We start from the raw sequence: 17739 nt of genomic DNA on the forward strand, positions 1-17739 counted from the left end.
CGCCCCGCCCAACACGCCCGCGCGCCCACGCAGGCGACCCCGATCGGCCGCCTGACCAGGCACCGTCGAAGGCCGCCCGCTCACCCCAGCTGTGCCCGCAGGTAGTCCCGCCACCGTGCCGTGAACTTCTCCGGCGTCGTTCCGAGCACCGTTCGCAGTGCCTCCTCCAGCGCGCCCGCTCGCTGGGGATGGGCGCCGACGGCTCGGTAGAACTCGCCGAGCCGGACCTCGCCCCAGTGGTCGGCGATCATGCGGCAGGCCAGCCAGCCGCTCTCGTAGGCCTGCGCGAGCTGGGTGGCGTCGCCGCTGAAGGCGAAGTCACGGTCCTCCGGCAGGCTCGCCGGGATCCGGCCCTGGCGGACGGCGCGGGACAGTTCCGGGGCGGCCTGGAGGGGGGTGCGGCCGGTGCCGAGGTAGCCGGCCCAGTCGGCGTAGCCCTCGGAGAGCCACAGCGGGGTGGCCGCGGAGGTGTCGGCGCGGGTGGCGACATGGGTGGTCTCGTGGGTGAGCACCACCTGCTTGCCGACGTCGCCGAGGTCGGCGTACGCCTGCGGGTTCACGGTGATCCGGTCCGCAGGCGCCCGGCCCGAACCGCCCGCCTCGCCGGTGGTGACGGCGGCGATGCCGCGGTAGGAGGAGGCCGGCGAGCCGAGGAGCGCCGCTATGTCGTCCAGGGACCGCGGGACCAGCAGGACGACGCGCCGGGCCCAGGAGGTGCCCCAGGTCTGGGTGACGGCGGGGACCGCGCGGTCGGCGAGCCGGGCGTACCCGCGCAGCGCGCCGGCGGACTGCCCGACGCCCAGCACCAGGCTGCGCTCGCCCCGGGCCACCGCCACCGTGCCCTGGTCCCACAGCTGCGCGGAGGCCTCCTTCGCGGGCCGGTCGGCGGCGACGTACCAGTGCCCGTCGGCCGTGCGGCCGAGGGTGAGGCTGCGCTCGGCGGTGACGGGGGACCGGTCGTAGCCCCGGATGCGGTAGCGCAGTTCGGCGTCGGCCGTGGTGGTGGGGCCGCCGCGGTGCAGGCCGGTCAGGCGGTACGTCCAGGACGCGAGCGGCAGCGCGCGCAGGCGCCCGTACGGGGTGCTGCTGCCGGTGTCGGCGTACGCCCGCTCGTCGTGGCCGAGGAGGGCCGCCGCGCGCCGGTCGAGGACGTGCTGCACCTCGGTGCGCGCGGGGTCGGCGGCGGGCTGTCCGCCGCACCCCGTCAGGGAGACGAGCAGCAGACAGAGCCCCACGGCACCCGGGCTCCACGCCCGCCTGCGACCCCTGCGACCCCTGCGACCAGCCATCCGCCGATCGTACGGCCCCCGCCGCCGGTCAGACGCGGGTGACCGAGGAGACCGGCATCATGCCGACCGGGTCGTAGCGCACGGCCGCGCCGGGATGGGGCGCGTGGATCACCTGGCCGTTGCCCACGTACATGCCCACGTGTCCGGCGTCGGAGCGGTAGATGACCAGGTCGCCGGGCCGGGCCTCGGCGAGCGGGATCCGGCGTCCGGCGAACCGCTGTTCCTGCGAGGTGCGCGGCAGCTGGATCCCGGCGCGGGCGTACGACCACTGCATCAGGCCCGAGCAGTCGAAGCCGGAAGGGCCGCTCGCGCCCCACACGTAGGGACGCCCGAGGGCGGAGCGGGCGGCGGCGACGGCCGCGGCGGCCCGGGCGCTGGGCGCGACGGCGCCGCCGAAGCCGGGCAGGCCGGCCAGGTCCGGGCGGCCGTCGCGGGAGGTCCGCTCGTAGGCGGCCCGCTGCTCGTACGGCAGGGAGGCGAGCAGCAGCCGGGCCCGGGCGAGCTTCTTCTCCACGGTGCGCTTGTGGTCGGCGACGGCCCTGCGGCTCCGCTCCAGGTCGTGGAGCGCGCGGGCGGTCTCGGCCCGCTCCTGGGTGAGTTCACGCAGGGCCGTGCGGAGTCTTCGCAGCCGGCCGGCCTGGCGGGCGTCGATCCGGCCGAGCGTGGTCGCCTTGTCGAGGTAGGCGTCCGGGTCGTCGGAGAAGAGCAGGGCCACGGCGGGGTCGATGCCGCCGGAGCGGTACTGGGCCCCGGCCAGCGAACCGAGCTGCTCCCGCAGGGAGTTCACGCGCTCCTGCTGGCGGGCGATCTCGTCCTGCGCGTCGCCGATCCGCCGGTGCAGCACGCCGGCGCGCTCATGGGCCTTGTTGTAGGCCTCGGTCGCCTTCTCGGCCTGCTCGTAGAGGCGGTCCACCTCGACGCGGGGATCGGCGTGCGGCGCGGCGCCCGCCGGTACGGCGCCGAGGACGGCGGTCGCGGTGGACAGCGCGCACAGGGCGGCGCCGGCGCCCCGGTCGAACCCGGACGGTACAAGGCGGCGATGGAACCCCACGAAGCCGCACCCCTTCCGCTGGCGGACATGACAGCTCCGAGCGGTCACGCTCCCCGGGACGCATGGCTGCGAGGGGAACGTGACCGCTCGAAAACGCGCCAGACAGTAGCCGTGCGGACCCGTACCGGCCAAAGACGTCCGCGGGCACAGACGGTGACACCCCGCCGCCGACGCAGGTCAGCAGCGGGGTGCGGGGCAGAACGCGCCCTGGCAATTCGCCCGTTCGGGCGGACGGGGGCGGGTCCGGAAGAACCTCAGACGCGGACGCCGAACATGAACGGACCGCCGATGGTGCTCATCGACTCGTAGCGGACGACCGTGCCGGTTCGCGGGGCGTGCAGCACCTGGCCGTTGCCCGCGTAGAGGCCGACGTGGTGGATGTCGTTGAAGAAGAAGACCAGGTCGCCGACCTGGAGGTCGTTCATCGACGAGATGCGCGTGCCGATGTTGGCCTGCTGCTGCGCGGTGCGCGGGATGGAGACGCCGGCCTGGGCGTAGGCCCAGGAGGTCAGGCCCGAGCAGTCGAAGGAGGACGGGCCGGTGGCACCGTAGACGTAGGGCTTGCCGATCTGGCTCTGGGCGGCGGAGAAGGCCGCGGAGGCCCGGCCGGAACCGAGGTGCAGGCCCAGCTCCACGCGGGCGGCGGCGGAGCGGCTGGCGCGCGCCTCCTTGGCGGCGAGTGCCGCCTTCTCCTGCGCGGTCAGGGTGTTGAGCAGTCTCTGCGCCTCGGCGAGCTTGCCCTGGACTTCCTTCTTCTTGTTGCCCAGCTCGGTCCGGGTGGAGGCGAGGTCCTTGAGCTTCTCGGCCGCCTCGGCGCGCTCCTGGGCGAGTTCGCGCTGCTTGTCCTGGATCTTCTTCAGGGCCTCGACCTGCTGGCTGCTCAACTGGTCGAGCGTGGAGGCCTTGTCGAGGTAGTCGTCCGGGTCGGCCGACAGGAAGAGCTGGACGGAGGGATCTATGCCACCGGAGCGGTACTGGGCGGAGGCCATCGAACCCAGGCCGTCGCGGAGCTTGTTGAGCTCTTCCTGCTCGCGCGCGACGTTGTCCTGGATGGTGGAGATCTCCTTCTGGAGCTTCTCCTGCTTCTCCTTGGCGCCGTTGTAGCGCTCGGTGGCCTGCTCCGCCTGCTCGTAGAGCGCGTCGACCTTGGCCTTGACCTCGTCCTTGTTCGGCTTCTCGCTCGGAGCCGCGTTGGCGGCCTGTGCGCTGAGGACGACGGCAGCGGCGGCTGCGGTGGTCAGCACGGTCACGCGTGCGCGGCTCGGCTGCTTCGGTCGACGGTGGGACGCCACGGAGCTGGGCTCCTTCGTTTGAGTGATAACCCGTGCGGAGGTTCGAGCCCAGACCCTAGTGACCTTGCTGTGATCAGTTCAAATCCTCAGATGAAAAAATGCGTCACACCCTGCATTCTTTGCACACAATTCACATGCGGTGACGCTCACTTGACGCTAGGTCGTGCGACGGAACCGTCAATTCAGGCATTGAGCCCGTACGTTGACCTTCACGACAGACGCTTGAGAAGCACCGCGGAAGCCACGGGACGGGCCCCGGCCTTGGCGACCCCGTCGGCCACCTCGCGGTCGGTCGAGGCGACGATGACCGGACGGCCCGGCGGCTCGGCGCGCACCAGCTGGCGGATCAGCTCGTCGGCCGTCACACCCGGCTTGGAGAACAGCACCCGCACCCCGCGCGGCGGGGCGAGCAGCACGGGCGCGGCGAGTTCGGCGCCGTCGAAGACGCATGTGACCTCGGCGCCGGTCTGCGCGGCGAGCTGCGAGAGCTGACCGAGCAGCCTGAGCCGCTGCTTCTCCAGCGGCATCTGCGGATAGCCGGTCTTGGTGACGTTGTAGCCGTCGACGACCAGATGCGCCTGCGGCAGCGCGAGCAGCTGGTCGAGGATCGCGGGGTCGCTGTCGGACAGCGCCCGCGCCGCGATGTCCTTCGGCGTCATCCGCCCCGGCTCGACCGCGTCCACGGTCTCGGCCGGGCGTACGGAGACGGGCGGCAGCGCCAGTTCCCTGCGCAGCCCCTGGGCCGCGTCCAGCACGGTGTCGAGCAGCAGCCGCAGCCGCATGTCCTCGACGCTGCGCCCCTCGCGGACCGCCCGGCGGCCGGCCTCCAGCGCCGCCTCGGCCTCGCCCAGGCGGGCCTTGAGCCGGCGCGTCTCGCTCTCGGCGGCGGACACCTGCGCCTGCCCCTCGGCGCGCACTGCCTCGATCTCGGCCTGCGCCTTGCGCAGCGCCGCCTCGCCGCGCTTGACGTCACTGAGGGCCGCACGGAGCTTGCGGTGAAGCGACTCCGCTTCCTTCTTCGCCGACTCCAGCTCCCCGCGCAGCCGCTCGGTCTCGGCGCGGGCCTGCTCCCGGGCACGGTCGCGCTCCTCGCGCAGCCGCTCCAGTTCGGCCCGGCTCTCCTCGTCGGCGCGCTCGGCGTCGGCGCGCTCGACCTCCTCGCCGGCCGCGCTGACCAGCTTCACCCAGCCCGTGGGGCGCAGCACATAGGCCGCGGCCGCCACGTCGAGCGGATCCGCGGCCGGGGGCGCCGAGCCGGCGTCGAGGGCGCCGGAGAGCTCCGGCTGGGCCTCTCTGAGCTTCTCGCCGATGCGCTGGCGGAAGAGGGTGTCGGTCTCGACGGCCGCGGCCATGGCGCTGCCCGCGAACTTGGCCCGGCGATTCGGGGCGAAACGGGCGTACTGCCGTAGCTGGGCGGGCAGTTCGCCGACCGTCAGCCCACCGAAGCCGTCCGCCACGATCTGCACGACCCGGCGCCGCACGCCGTCGGGCAGCGGACGGTCAAGCACCTCGGCGGTGCCGTCGCCCGGCCCTCCGCTGGTGGTCTCCACCATCCGTCACACCCCAATACGTGTACGGGGCCCGCTCCCTGACTCAGGAGCCGGCGCCCGGCCTGTCCACGAGTTCCACCTGATCCAGCGCGTTGCACCAGCGGCAGCGCACCGACTCGATGGTCTCACTGAGCACCTCGCGCTCCTCGACCGTGGGTTCCCCGCCGAGATCGAGGTGGACGAACTCGACGACCTTCGACTCGCGCGTCACGTCGAAGCGGGTGAGGTTGCCGCAGAGGGTGCACCGCCACCGCGTCGTGGCGGTCGGCAGGGGAACCGGCATCGTGGCCTCGCTTCCGTCTTCTGCTTCCAGTGTCCGTGACGCGCCGTCTGCCCGACGCCTGTGGCTCGTAACCCTACGGCCTGGGGGGTCCTCGACGCCCGCCCGGCCACGGCGGCGAGGCGGTCCGTGCTACTGCGTCCCGTTACGTCATGCTCTGTATTCATGATCGGCAATTGGAGCGGGGCGCGTGGCAGGACCCTTCGGACCGTCCGGCGCGCGCCGGCACCCGTGACGCACGCCCTGATCACCCTGTGCTGTCTGATCTTCGCACTCGGCCCGGCGTCGGGACTCAATCCCTCGTACGGGACCGGCCAGACGCTGTTCCTCGCCCAGCGGGCGTACTTCCGGCACTGGGGCGTGGTCCCCGCGGACCTCTTCGACGGCCCCGCCGGCGAGGTCCTCACCCCGGTCACGGCCCTGTTCCTGCACGGCAGCTGGGTGCATCTGCTCGGCAACATGCTCTTCCTGTACGTCTTCGGCGCGATGGCCGAGGAACGGATGGGCCGGGTGCAGTTCACGCTGTTCTACCTCGGCTGCGGCTATCTGGCACTGCTCGGCTACGCGGCGGCCAACGCGAACTCCGAGCAGTCGCTGGTCGGAGCCTCGGGGGCGATCTCGGCGGTGCTCGGCGCCTTTCTCTTCCTGTTCCCCGGGGCCCGTGTCACCAGTCTCCTCCCCTTCCTGCTGTTCCTCCCGGTGCGCTTCCCCGCCTGGGTCGTGCTGCCCTTCTGGGCGGCCCTGCAGTGGGTCGCGGCGGGGCGGGCCTCGCAGGGGCCGGGGGTCGCGTACCTGGCCCACCTGGTGGGCTTCGGGCTGGGCTTCGTCTACGCGTGGGGGCGGTTCGGGCGTGGGACTAGAGTGAAGGTCACCGCAGCTCCGGCCCCCGAGGGAGAGAACCAGCCGTGATCACCGCGATCGTGCTCATCAAGACCAGCGTGGACCGGATCCCCGAGATCGCGGAACAGATCGCCTCACTGGACTCGGTGAGCGAGGTCTTCTCCGTCACGGGCACGTACGACCTGATCGCGATGGTGCGGGTGCGCGAGCACGAGGACCTCGCGGACGTCATTCCGGGGCGGATCAGCCGGATTCCAGGCGTGGAGGCGACGGATACGCATGTGGCGTTCCGTACGTATTCGCAGCACGACCTGGAGGCGGCGTTCTCGATCGGGCTGGACGCGTAGGCCTGAGGCCTGCTTGAGCGCCTGCTCGTCTGCGGGGCGCGGATCGTGGGCGACTGCCGGCACGTGGTGGCTGGTCGCGCCCGCGCGGCGGAGCCGCACATCGATGCAGCCCCGCGCCCCTAGAGGTGCGCTATCCCTGAGCGTTGCTCGCCAGTACCCAGCGTTCCAGGGCTCGCTTTGCCGCGCCTGAGTCGATCGACTCCGCCGCCTTCGCCATGCCCTCGCGGATCTGGTCCGGCAAGGGGGCCTCGGTGGGGTTCAGGGCTACCAAGGCCGCCGCCGCGTTCAGGAGGACCGCGTCTCGGACCGGGCCCTTCTCGCCGTCCAGGACGCGGCGGGCCACCTCCGCGTTGTAGGAGGGGTCACCGCCACGGAGGGCCTCCACCGGGACCAGGTCGATGCCGACGTCGCGCGGGTCGAAGGTCTCCTCGGTGACCTTGCCGTCGCGGACCACCCACACCCTCGAGGTGGACGTCGTGGTCAGCTCGTCGAGGCCGTCGTCGCCCCGGAAGACCAGCGACGAGTTGCCGCGCTCGGCGAAGACGCCCGCCACGATCGGCGCCATGCGGGGGTCCGCGACGCCGACCGCCTGGGACCGCACCTGCGCGGGGTTGGTCAGCGGGCCCAGGATGTTGAACGTGGTGCGGATGCCCAACTGACCGCGCGCGGCGGCCACATGCCGCAGCGAGGGGTGGAACTTCACCGCGAAGCAGATGGTGATGCCCGCTTCCTCGGCGACCTCGGCCGTGCGCTTCGGCGTCAGGTCGAGGTTGATCCCGAGCTTCTCCAGCACGTCCGAGGAGCCCGACGCCGAGGACGCCGCCCGGTTGCCGTGCTTGACCACCTTCACGCCCGTACCGGCGACGACGATCGAGGCCATCGTGGAGATGTTCACCGTCTTCGCGCCGTCGCCGCCGGTGCCGACGATGTCGACGGCGTCCCCCGGCACCTCGATGACGTTGGCGTGCGCGTACATCGTCCGTACGAGGCCGGTGATCTCCTCCACCGTCTCGCCCTTGGCCCGCAGCGCCACCGCGAAGCCGGCGATCTGGGCGTCGGTCGCCTCGCCGCGCATGATCCGGTCCATGGCCCAGGCGGTCTCGTCGGCGCTCAGGTTCCGGCCGCTCAGCAGACCGTCCAGCAGGGCAGGCCAGGAACGGCCCGCCGCGGTGTCGCCTCCAGCGGGGGTCACAGCGCTCATGAGCACGCTCCTGGGTCACAGGTCCCGGAGGTCCGGGACGCGAATCTAGACAGTCCCACCCTATCCAGCCTCCGGGTGTGCGAAGGGCCCCCGTCCCAAGAGGACGGGGGCCCTTCGACCGTGGCGTGGCGTGCGCAGCGATCAGTGGTGGCCGTGGCCGCTCGTGATCTCCTCGTACTCCTCGGCGGTCGCCTTCGGGATCTGGGAGTCGTCGCCGTAGTAGGCGTTGCTGAGCTTGGCGCGCAGCTTCTCGGCACCCGTGATCTTCCGCTCGACGCCGTTCTCGTCCACCGCCGGGCCGACCAGGGCCGGCTCGTACTGGTGGTGGGCGGTGAGGGTGTGCAGCTGCTCCTGGCTGAGCGGCTCGTGGACCTCGATGAACTCACCGTGCGGCAGGCGCTTGATGATGCCGGTCTCCCGACCGTGCAGCACCTTCTCCCGGTCGCGGCGCTGGAGGCCGAGGCAGATCCGCTTGGTGACGAGGAACGCGATGACCGGTCCGACGAAGAAGAAGATCCGGACGAACCAGGTGACGGCGTTGATCGACAGGTGGAAGTGCGTGGCCCACAGGTCGTTGCCGCCGCCGACCAGCGTGATCATGTAGATCGTGATCCAGGCGACGCCGAACGCGGTACGCGTCGCGGCGTTGCGCGGACGGTCCAGGATGTGGTGCTCGCGCTGGTCGCCGGTGATCCAGGACTCGATGAACGGGTAGACCGCGAGCGCGACCAGGACCAGCGGGAAGAGCACCAGCGGGATGAACACGCCCAGGACGAGCGTGTGGCCCCAGAAGTTGATCTCCCAGCCCGGCATGAAGCGGATCAGGCCCTCGGCGAAGCCCATGTACCAGTCGGGCTGGGCGCCGGTCGACACCTGGTCCGGGCGGTAGGGGCCCATGGCCCAGATCGGGTTGATCTGCGCGATGGCCGCGATGGCCGCGATGACACCGAAGACCAGGAAGAAGAAGCCTCCGGCCTTGGCCATGTACACCGGCAGCAGCGGCATGCCGACGACGTTCGTTTCCTTCTTGCCGGGGCCCGCGAACTGCGTGTGCTTGTGGTAGAAGACCAGGATCAGGTGCGCCACCATCAGGCCGAGCATGATGCCCGGCAGCAGCAGGATGTGGACCGCGTAGAACCGCGCCACGAAGTCGTGGCCGGGGAACTCGCCGCCGAAGAGGAAGAACGACAGGTACGTGCCGACGATCGGCACGGACAGGATCGCGCCCTCCATGAAGCGGACACCGGTGCCGGAGAGCAGGTCGTCCGGGAGCGAGTAACCGGTGAAGCCGGTGAACATGCCCAGGACGAACAGCAGGAAGCCGAACAGCCAGTTGATCTCACGCGGCTTGCGGAACGCGCCGGTGAAGAAGACGCGCATCATGTGCACGAACATGCCCGCGAGGAAGATCAGGGCGGCCCAGTGGTGGATCTGCCGGATGAGCAGACCACCGCGCACGTCGAAGGAGATGTGCAGGGTCGAGCTGAACGCCTCGGACATCAGCTGTCCCTGGAGCGGGACGTAACTGCCGTGGTACTCCACCTCGTTCATCGACGGGTGGAAGAACAGCGTCAGATACACACCCGTCAGGATGATGATGATGAAGCTGTACATGCACACTTCGCCCAACATGAACGACCAGTGGTCGGGGAAGATCTTGCGCATGTTGGCCTTGGCCAGGGAGTAGATCCCGAGCCGGCCGTCCGCCCAGTCGGCGATGCGCTCGCCGCGGGGCGCCTGCCCGCCGGAGCGGGGCTGTTCGTTGGCTGCAGTACTCATCCGCGCTCCCAGAATGCAGGACCGACGGGCTCCTCGAAGTCGCCGAGCGCCTGGAGGTAACCCTCGTCGTTCACGCCGATGCGGAGCTGCGGCAGGGCGTGACCGGCGGGGCCGAAGATCACTCGGGCACCGTCGGAGAGGTCGAAGGTGGACTGGTGACACGGGCACAGGACGTGGTGCGTCTGCTGCTCGTACAGGGAGATCGGGCAACCCACGTGGGTGCAGATCTTCGAGTACGCCACGATGCCCTCGTGCGACCACTCGAGCTCGCGCTTGTCCTTGATGTCGTCCGGCTGGAGCCGCACGATCATCAGGGCCGCCTTGGCGATCTCGGTCTGGAAGTCCTCGGCCTTGTCCTCCAGGCCCTCGGGCTTGGCGAACGTCAGCGAACCGACGGCGACGTCCTCGGGACGCAGCGGCTGGTTGGTGTTGACGTTGACGAGGAGCTTGCCCTTCGACCACAGCGTGTGCCGCAGCGAGGTGCCCGGCAGCGGGCCGAGGTCGCGCAGCAGGACGAGGCCGGACAGCGGCACCAGGGTGAGCGCGCCGAGCATCGTGTTGCGGATCAGCTTGCGGCGGGCCGAGCCCGGACTCCTTGGCGCCCGCCCGGAAGTCCTCGAAGACCTTCGCGCGGACCTCGGGGGTCGCCGAGATGTCGTGCCGCTCGTCGGTCAGCTCCACGTCGGACATCAGGGTGCGGGCCCAGTGGACCGCGCCCGCGCCGATGCAGAACAGCGCCGTGCCGAGGGTCAGACCCAGCGCGAAGTTCAGGGCGCTGAGGTGACCGATCGGGAAGACGAAGACCGACTTGTCGGCCGGGATCGTCACATACGCGGCGATGAAGGCGAGGGCGGCCAGCATCGACACCGTGAACAGCATGGCCACGACGCGCTCGGACCGCTGGGCGGCCCGCTCGTCGATGTCCTGGATCCGGTGCTCGTGCGGCGGCAGACCGGGGTCGGCGAACGGGTGCTTCTCGTCCGCGACGCTGACGGCCTCGTGCTCGCTGTGTCCTGCGGGCCGCTGGGCCGGCAGGTTCTCTTCTGGAATGTCTTGGCTACTCATGACTTCTTGGCCTTTGCGGTCCGAGCGGCGACCCAGACGGCGACCGCGATCAGGGCACCCAGTCCGAAGATCCATCCGAACAGGCCCTCGGTGACCGGGCCGAGACCGCCCAGCTCGAGACCGCCGGGGTTCTCGGTGTTGCTGCTGTTGACCGCGTTCAGGTACGCGATGATGTCCTTCTTGTCCTTCTCCGGCATCGTCGTGTCGGGGAAGGAGGGCATGTTCTGCGGGCCGGTCTGCATGGCCTCGTAGATGTGCTTCGGGGCGACACCCTCGAGGGTCGGCGCGAACTTGCCCTTGGTCAGCGCACCACCCTTGCCGGTGAAGTTGTGGCACTGCGCGCAGTTGGTGCGGAACAGCTCGCCACCGTGGGCGATGTCGGCGCCCTGGGGGCCGTACTGCTGCTCGGTCGGCACCTCAGGACCGGCGCCCAGCGACGCGATGTACGCCGCGAGCTGGTCGATCTGGGCCTGGTCGTAGATGGGCTTCTTGCTCGGGACCTGGGCACCCTGGGAGGTGGCGGCCGGCATGCGGCCGGTGCTGACCTGGAAGTCCACGGCCGCGGCGCCCACGCCCACCAGGCTCGGCCCGTCGGAGGTGCCCTGGCCACCGGTGCCGTGGCAGCTGGCGCAGCCGACCGAGTAGAGCTTCTTGCCCTCCTCGATCGTCAGGGACTGGGCCGTTTCATCGGCCTGTGCCTTGCTCGCGGGCGCGAACGCGGCGTACAGCCCCCCAGTGGCCGCCAGCGCAAGGAGTAGGACGACGACCGCCGCCAGCGGATGGCGTCGTCGTACGGAGAGCTTTTTCACGGATTACCCCGGTGTCAGGATCTTCTGCGTCGATGCTTCAGGGATTGGATCGGCCCGGCCGTCTCCGGCGCGCCGATTACTTGATCAGGTAGATCGTTGCGAAGAGGCCGATCCAGACGACATCGACGAAGTGCCAGTAGTAGGACACGACGATGGCGGCGGTCGCCTGCTCGTGCGTGAACCTCTTGGCCACGTAGGTGCGGCCGAGGACCAGCAGGAAGGCGATGAGACCGCCCGTCACGTGCAGGCCGTGGAAACCGGTGGTCAGGTAGAACACCGAGCCGTACGGGCCGGAGGAGAGCGAGAGCCCGTCCTTCGTGACCAGCTCCGTGTACTCGAAGATCTGACCGCCGATGAAGATCGCACCCATCACGAAGGTGACGGCGAACCAGGCCCGGAGCTTCTTCACGTCACCGCGCTCGGCGGCGAACACGCCGAGCTGACAGGTGAGTGAGGAGAGCACCAGGATCGTGGTGTTGGTCGCCGAGAACGGAAGGTTCAGCGCGGACGCCATTTCCTTCCAGTACTTGGGACCGGTCACCGATCGCAGGGTGAAGTACATCGCGAAGAGGGCCGCGAAGAACATCAGCTCGGAACTCAGCCAGATGATGGTTCCGACGCTGGTGAGGTTCGGCCGATTGACCGACGGGTGCGCGTGCCCGGTTTCTACTGTCGTTGCTGTCGCCACGACCGACATTATGTCGGTCGCTTATCTGGCCCTCACCCCGGGGGTCCCGTTCGGAGTGTCCGTGCGGTGTGTACTGCTTTGATGCCGCCGCGCGGACCCATCGAAGGCCTGTCCGAACCGGTGTTGACGAGGTGTCGGAAGGGGTAGCATCCGCGCCATCGGTACCCGGAAGTTCCCGACCCATACTGTGTCTTTCTAGGCGTGGAGGAACAATGCAGGCGACCGCGACGGTGCTGGTCTACAGCGATGACGCAGGCACCCGTGAGCAAGTGCGGTTGGTCACGGGCCGCCGGCCCGCCCCGGACGTCCCCCTCGTGGAGTTCGTGGAGTGCGCCACGCCCGCCGCCGTCATGCGGGAGCTGACCAAGGGCGGCATCGACGTCTGTGTCCTGGACGGCGAGGCCGTGCCGATGGGTGGCATGGGCCTGTGCCGGCAGATCAAGGACGAGATCTTCGACGCCCCGCCGGTACTGCTGCTCATGGGCCGCCCCCAGGACGCCTGGCTGGCCACCTGGAGCCGCGCGGAGGCCGCTGTGACGCTCCCGGTGGAGCCGGTGGAGTTCGCGGGCGCCCTCGCCTCCCTGCTGCGGCAGAAGAGGCTCCAGAGCGCCTAGGAGACGCAAGGGGCGTGCGGGGGGGCGTACAGCGGCTGTACGGCCCCCCGCACGCCCCTGTGTGTTCAGAGCGCCGTCGGCTGGAGGCGGGCCATGTCCTCGGGCCGCTGGGTGTCCGGCGTGCCGGCCATCAGGGCGCTGCCGCCCCGCCACTTCTCCCAGGGGACGTTCCAGTCGCCGAAGCCGTTGTCGAACGGGGTCATCTCCTGGCCGTTGGAGTTGACGACCTGGACGATGTCGCCCTCTCGGACGGTGTTGAAGAACCACTCCGCGTTGCCGGTGCTCATGCCGGTGCAGCCGTGGCTGACGTTGGCGGCGCCCTGGGAACCGACGGACCAGGGTGCGGCGTGGACGTACTCGCCGGACCAGGTGACCCGGGTGGCGTAGTACACGGGCAGGTCGTAGGAGTCGGAGGTGCCCTCGGCGATGCCGACCGTGGTCCCGCGCATGCGTACGAAGTACTCCTTGCCCAGGATGACCTTGACACCGTTGCGGGTCTCGAAGCCGGGCTTGCCCGTGGTGATCGGGATCTCCTTGATCACCGCGCCATTCTTGTAGACCTTCATGGAGTGCGTCGCGGCGTCGGTGACGGCGATGATCTGGTCACCGGTGGTGATCTTCAGGGGTTTGCCGGTGCCGCCGCGCAGCCGGTCGCTGATCTTGACGCCCTCCAGGTTGCTGCGCACCTGGATCGTGGCGTGGGTGGGCCAGTACTCCTTGGGCCGGTAGTGCAGTTGCTTGTCGTTCACCCAGTACCAGGCGCCCGCGACACCCGGCACCGAGTCGACCTGGAGGGACCGCTCGACGAGGGCGCGCTGGGCCTTGTCCCGTACGGGCTGGCTGAGGTCCGCGGTGATGGGCTGGCCGACGCCGTACTCCCCCGTCTTGGGCCCGAACGTGACGTCCAGGGCCTTCTTGGCGGTGGGCTTGGTGGTGTCGAAGTCCAGGACCTTGCGGCCGGGCGCCCCGTCCTCGCCCTCCGTGCTGACCCGCACGGTGTAGTGGGCGTTGGCGGCGAGTGGGGAGGTGCTGTGCCAACGGCTGCCGTCGGCGGCGAGTTCGCCCGTCACGTAGCGGCCCGTGGCGTCCATCGCCGTGACGTCCGTGATGCGGTCGTCCCCGGTGGCGCTGACCTCGAGGGGCTTGTCCGGGTCGGCCTTCTTGCCGGAACCCGTGGGGGCGTTGAAGGAGATCCTGTCCGCCGCGTCGTAGGGCCGGGCTGACAAGGATTCGCTGTCCGAGCTACAGGCGGTCAGGCCCGCACCGAGGGCGGTCACCAGCAGGGTGCAGCCGATGACGGTGCCGGCTCCCGCGCCGCGAAAACGCACAGTGTGGCTCATGCCGCCACGCTAAGCAGATGAGCGGACCGGTGCGCGGTAGGACAGTCCGATCGTGGGCCTTTTGTCCGGCAAATGGGGGAAGCCCGGGCCTCCTGACGGAGTGCCCGGGCTTCCCCGGAGTGCGCTGCGTGCGCTACTGCGTGCGGCTCTCACCGTGGTAGTACTCGAACACCCAGCCGAACAGACCGATCAGGATGATCGGCGCCGAGAAGTACATCAGCCACCAGCCGACGGCGATGCCGAGGAAGGCCAGCGCGCCGCCGATGCCGAGCGCGAGCGGCTGCCAGCTGTGCGGGCTGAAGAAGCCCAGCTCGCCGGCCTCGTCCGCGACGTCGGCCTCCTTGTTGTCCTGGGCACCCGCGTCGACCCGCCGGGCGGTGAAGCCCAGGTAGTAGCCGACCATGATGCACAGGCCGAAGGCCATGACGAGCGCCGTCGTACCGACCGGCTCCTTCGACCACACGCCATAGACGACCGCCATGACGAGGATGAAGGCGCTCAGCCACATGAACATCCTGCCCTGGATCTTCACTTGCCGGCCTCCTTGCCGCCCGCGATGGCACCGGCGTGGCCGGCGTGCTCAAGCTGCTCGAGGGCCGCGATCTCAGGGTGGTGCAGGTCGAACGCCGGGGATTCGCTGCGGATCCGCGGCAGGGTGAGGAAGTTGTGCCGCGGGGGCGGGCACGAGGTGGCCCACTCCAGCGAACGGCCGTAGCCCCAGGGGTCGTCGACGCCGACCGGCTTGCCGTACTTGGCCGTCTTCCACACGTTGTAGAGGAACGGCAGGATCGACAGGCCGAGCAGGAACGAGCTGATCGTGGAGATCGTGTTCAGGGCGGTGAAGCCGTCGGCCGCCAGGTAGTCGGCGTAACGACGGGGCATGCCCTCGGCGCCCAGCCAGTGCTGGACCAGGAAGGTGCCGTGGAAGCCGATGAACAGCGTCCAGAAGGTGATCTTGCCGAGGCGCTCGTCGAGCATCTTGCCGGTGAACTTCGGCCACCAGAAGTGGAAGCCGGAGAACATCGCGAAGACGACGGTGCCGAACACGACGTAGTGGAAGTGCGCCACCACGAAGTACGAGTCCGAGACGTGGAAGTCCATCGGCGGCGAGGCCAGGATGACACCCGTCAGACCACCGAAGGTGAAGGTGATCAGGAAGCCGACGGCCCAGAGCATCGGGGTCTCGAAGCTCAGTGACCCCTTCCACATGGTGCCGATCCAGTTGAAGAACTTCACACCGGTCGGGACCGCGATCAGGAAGGTCATGAAGGAGAAGAACGGCAGCAGCACACCGCCGGTGACGTACATGTGGTGCGCCCACACGGTCACGGACAGACCGGCGATCGAGATCGTCGCGGCGATCAGACCCATGTAGCCGAACATCGGCTTGCGGGAGAAGACCGGGATGACCTCACTGATGATGCCGAAGAACGGCAGGGCAATGATGTACACCTCTGGGTGTCCGAAGAACCAGAAGAGGTGTTGCCACAGCAGTGCGCCACCGTTGGCCGCGTCGAAGACATGGGCACCGAACTTGCGGTCCGCCTCCAGGGCGAACAGCGCGGCGGCCAGCACCGGGAAGGCCAGCAGGACCAGGACACCGGTCAGCAGCACGTTCCACACGAAGATCGGCATGCGGAACATGGTCATGCCCGGAGCACGCATGCAGATGATCGTGGTGATGAAGTTGACCGAGCCGAGGATCGTGCCGAAGCCGGAGAGGGCCAGACCCATGATCCACATGTCGGCGCCGAGGCCCGGCGAGCGGACCGCGTCCGACAGCGGGCTGTACGCGAACCAGCCGAAGTCGGCCGCGCCCTCGGGGGTGATGAAACCACCGACCGCGATCGTCGAGCCGAACAGATAGAGCCAGTAGGCGAACATGTTCAGCCGCGGGAACGCCACGTCGGGCGCGCCGATCTGCAGCGGCATGATCCAGTTCGCGAAGCCGGCGAAGAGCGGGGTCGCGAACATCAGGAGCATCACGGTGCCGTGCATCGTGAACGCCTGGTTGAACTGCTCGTTGGACATGATCTGCAGGCCCGGCCGGGCCAGCTCGGCGCGCATGAGGAGCGCCATCACGCCGCCGATCAGGAAGAACGCGAACGACGTCACGAGGTACAGCGTGCCGATCGTCTTGTGGTCGGTGGTCGTCAGCCACTTCACCACGACGTTGCCGGGCTGCTTGCGCCTGACCGGCAGCTCGTGCTCGTACGAGTCTTCAGCTGCCGCGGCACCCTGGGGTTCGTTGAGGATGCTCACAGGTTGTTCGTCTCCCGGTTCTTCTCATGCGGCGTCTGCTTGATGCCGGCGGGAATGTAACCGGTCTGCCCCTTCTTGGCGAGGTCCTTGAGGTGCTGCTCGTAGCGCTCGGGGGAGACGACCTTCACGTTGAACAGCATCCGGGAGTGGTCGACGCCGCAGAGCTCCGCACACTTGCCGAAGAAGGTGCCCTGGTGGTTCGGGGTCACCTGGAAGGCGTTGGTGTGGCCCGGGATCACGTCCTGCTTCATCAGGAACGGCACCACCCAGAAGGAGTGGATGACGTCACGCGAGGTGAGGATGAAGCGGACCGTCTTGCCCTCAGGGAGCCAGAGCGTCGGACCGGGGTTGTGCGTCTGCGGGTTCCGCGTACCGGGCGTGCCGACGTCGTAGACGCCGCCGGCGTTCGCCGGGAATTCCTTCACGAACCGGTTCGGAATGGCGTCCAGGTTCGGATCGGTCTTCGCGTTGCCCTTGGAACCGGGAACGTTCTCGATGTAGTTGAAGCCCCAGCTCCACTGGAAGCCGACCACGTTGACCGTGACGTCGGGCTTCTTGGAGAGGCTGAGGAGCTTCGCCTCGTCCCGGGCCGTGAAGTAGAAGAGCACCGAGATGATGATGATCGGGACCACCGTGTACAGGGCCTCGATCGGCATGTTGTACCGGGTCTGCGGAGGTACCTCGACCTTGGTGCGGCTGCGCCGGTGGAACATGACGCTCCACAGGATCAGGCCCCACACCAGCACGCCGACGGCGAGCGCGGCAGCCCAGGAACCCTGCCACAGGGAAAGGATCCGCGGAGCCTCTTCCGTGGTCGGGGTGGGCATACCAAGGCGGGGGAAGTCCTTGTATGTGCAACCGGTCGCGGTCGCCAGGACCAGGCCCGCGGTCAGTGCCTGCAGCAGCTTCCGCCGCATCGGGCGCCGCGGCGAGCGGTCGGAGCCGTTGGGACTCACGTAGCGCCTTCCCGAGAGTCTCGCCCGCGCTGTACGGCTGCGGCCGTCTCGCTGGTCGGTCGCCGCCCTGCGTCGGGCAGGGGTTTGATGTTTATGCGGACCAAACCCTACTGGACGCATTTCGGGGTCGCGCGGGAGGGGTGGGCAACGCGTCGCGCCTCCCCCCGAGGGGCCCCGGACACCCCGCCGTACACCGCCATCTGACGGGGATTCGACGCTTTCGGGGGCCTATGTCTCGGGGTCGTTACGGACGCTCGTGCGGGGGGTGACGACGAGGGGTCGGGATTGTGCGTGTTCAGGCGGATCTCCCACGAAAAGCCCGACAGGTGAGCCGGGCCGCCAGGACGGGTCGGCGCACCGAGGATTAGCGTGGCGG

16 protein-coding genes and 1 pseudogene are annotated in these 17739 nt (G+C 69.3%); 3 read left to right on the forward strand and 14 right to left on the reverse strand.

What is annotated here, in order from left to right; genetic code table 11:
• Positions 1-80: 80 nt before the first annotated feature.
• From QFZ74_RS08305 to QFZ74_RS08325, 5 genes are all read right to left on the reverse strand, one after another.
• Positions 81-1289: a hypothetical protein gene (locus tag QFZ74_RS08305; protein WP_307620148.1), complete on the reverse strand. Its 1209-nt coding sequence runs from the start codon at positions 1287-1289 to the stop codon at positions 81-83.
• A 28-nt stretch (positions 1290-1317) separates the two neighbouring features.
• Positions 1318-2340 carry an NlpC/P60 family protein gene (locus QFZ74_RS08310; RefSeq protein ID WP_307620149.1) on the reverse strand — a complete coding sequence of 341 codons (1023 nt, stop codon included), beginning with the start codon at positions 2338-2340 and terminating at the stop codon, positions 1318-1320.
• A 254-nt stretch (positions 2341-2594) separates the two neighbouring features.
• Positions 2595-3632, reverse strand: a complete 1038-nt coding sequence (locus QFZ74_RS08315; RefSeq protein WP_307620150.1) for an NlpC/P60 family protein — start codon at positions 3630-3632, stop codon at positions 2595-2597.
• A gap of 209 nt (positions 3633-3841) precedes the next feature.
• The gene (locus QFZ74_RS08320; RefSeq protein WP_307620151.1) at positions 3842-5185 is read right to left on the reverse strand and encodes an NYN domain-containing protein; all 1344 of its coding nucleotides are present in this window, start codon (positions 5183-5185) and stop codon (positions 3842-3844) included.
• Positions 5186-5225: 40 nt separating this feature from the next.
• Positions 5226-5465 carry a hypothetical protein gene (locus QFZ74_RS08325; RefSeq protein ID WP_307620152.1) on the reverse strand — a complete coding sequence of 80 codons (240 nt, stop codon included), beginning with the start codon at positions 5463-5465 and terminating at the stop codon, positions 5226-5228.
• 162 nt (positions 5466-5627) lie between these two features.
• Here QFZ74_RS08325 and QFZ74_RS08330 point away from each other — a divergent pair, with 162 nt between their 5' ends.
• On the forward strand, positions 5628-6371 hold the full coding sequence (locus QFZ74_RS08330) for a rhomboid family intramembrane serine protease (RefSeq protein WP_307620153.1): 744 nt from the start codon (positions 5628-5630) through the stop codon (positions 6369-6371).
• Complete coding sequence (locus QFZ74_RS08335; RefSeq protein ID WP_307620154.1) at positions 6368-6649, forward strand: Lrp/AsnC family transcriptional regulator; 282 nt, start codon at positions 6368-6370, stop codon at positions 6647-6649. The genes QFZ74_RS08330 and QFZ74_RS08335 overlap by 4 nt, the downstream gene beginning before the upstream one ends.
• Positions 6650-6779: 130 nt before the next feature.
• On the opposite strand, the gene trpD is transcribed toward QFZ74_RS08335, so the two are convergent.
• From trpD to QFZ74_RS08360, 5 genes and pseudogenes are all read right to left on the reverse strand, one after another.
• Positions 6780-7850 carry an anthranilate phosphoribosyltransferase gene (gene trpD / locus QFZ74_RS08340; RefSeq protein ID WP_307620155.1) on the reverse strand — a complete coding sequence of 357 codons (1071 nt, stop codon included), beginning with the start codon at positions 7848-7850 and terminating at the stop codon, positions 6780-6782.
• A gap of 141 nt (positions 7851-7991) precedes the next feature.
• Positions 7992-9629, reverse strand: coding sequence for a cytochrome bc complex cytochrome b subunit (locus QFZ74_RS08345; RefSeq protein WP_307620156.1), 1638 nt, complete (start codon positions 9627-9629; stop codon positions 7992-7994).
• Positions 9626-10694: pseudogene (locus tag QFZ74_RS08350) on the reverse strand (Rieske 2Fe-2S domain-containing protein). The gene QFZ74_RS08345 and the pseudogene QFZ74_RS08350 overlap by 4 nt, the downstream one beginning before the upstream one ends.
• Positions 10691-11503, reverse strand: coding sequence for a c-type cytochrome (locus QFZ74_RS08355; protein ID WP_307620157.1), 813 nt, complete (start codon positions 11501-11503; stop codon positions 10691-10693). Before QFZ74_RS08355 ends, QFZ74_RS08350 begins: the two are co-directional and overlap by 4 nt.
• 76 nt (positions 11504-11579) lie before the next feature.
• Entirely contained in the window at positions 11580-12200 is a 621-nt protein-coding gene (locus QFZ74_RS08360) for a heme-copper oxidase subunit III (RefSeq protein ID WP_307620158.1), read from the reverse strand.
• A 203-nt stretch (positions 12201-12403) separates the two neighbouring features.
• On the opposite strand from QFZ74_RS08360, the gene QFZ74_RS08365 reads away from it, so the two are divergent.
• Positions 12404-12805, forward strand: a complete 402-nt coding sequence (locus tag QFZ74_RS08365; protein ID WP_307620159.1) for a hypothetical protein — start codon at positions 12404-12406, stop codon at positions 12803-12805.
• Positions 12806-12870: 65 nt separating this feature from the next.
• Here the strand turns inward: QFZ74_RS08365 and QFZ74_RS08370 are convergent, their stop codons facing one another.
• The 4 genes from QFZ74_RS08370 to coxB all read right to left on the reverse strand — a co-directional run bounded on the left by QFZ74_RS08370 (position 12871) and on the right by coxB (position 17363).
• Positions 12871-14145, reverse strand: coding sequence for an Ig-like domain-containing protein (locus QFZ74_RS08370; protein ID WP_307620160.1), 1275 nt, complete (start codon positions 14143-14145; stop codon positions 12871-12873).
• Positions 14146-14278: 133 nt separating this feature from the next.
• Positions 14279-14677 (reverse strand): cytochrome c oxidase subunit 4, encoded by a 399-nt coding sequence (locus QFZ74_RS08375; protein ID WP_307620161.1) that lies wholly within the window; start codon positions 14675-14677, stop codon positions 14279-14281.
• Positions 14674-16407 (reverse strand): cytochrome c oxidase subunit I, encoded by a 1734-nt coding sequence (gene ctaD, locus QFZ74_RS08380; protein WP_307620162.1) that lies wholly within the window; start codon positions 16405-16407, stop codon positions 14674-14676. The genes QFZ74_RS08375 and ctaD overlap by 4 nt, the downstream gene beginning before the upstream one ends.
• Positions 16404-17363: a cytochrome c oxidase subunit II gene (coxB, locus tag QFZ74_RS08385; RefSeq protein ID WP_307620163.1), complete on the reverse strand. Its 960-nt coding sequence runs from the start codon at positions 17361-17363 to the stop codon at positions 16404-16406. The genes ctaD and coxB overlap by 4 nt, the downstream gene beginning before the upstream one ends.
• Between the last annotated feature and the right edge of the window lie 376 nt (positions 17364-17739).

The sequence above is a fragment of the Streptomyces sp. V3I7 genome (assembly GCF_030817495.1).
In the GTDB taxonomy this organism is placed as follows: Bacteria; Actinomycetota; Actinomycetes; order Streptomycetales; family Streptomycetaceae; genus Streptomyces.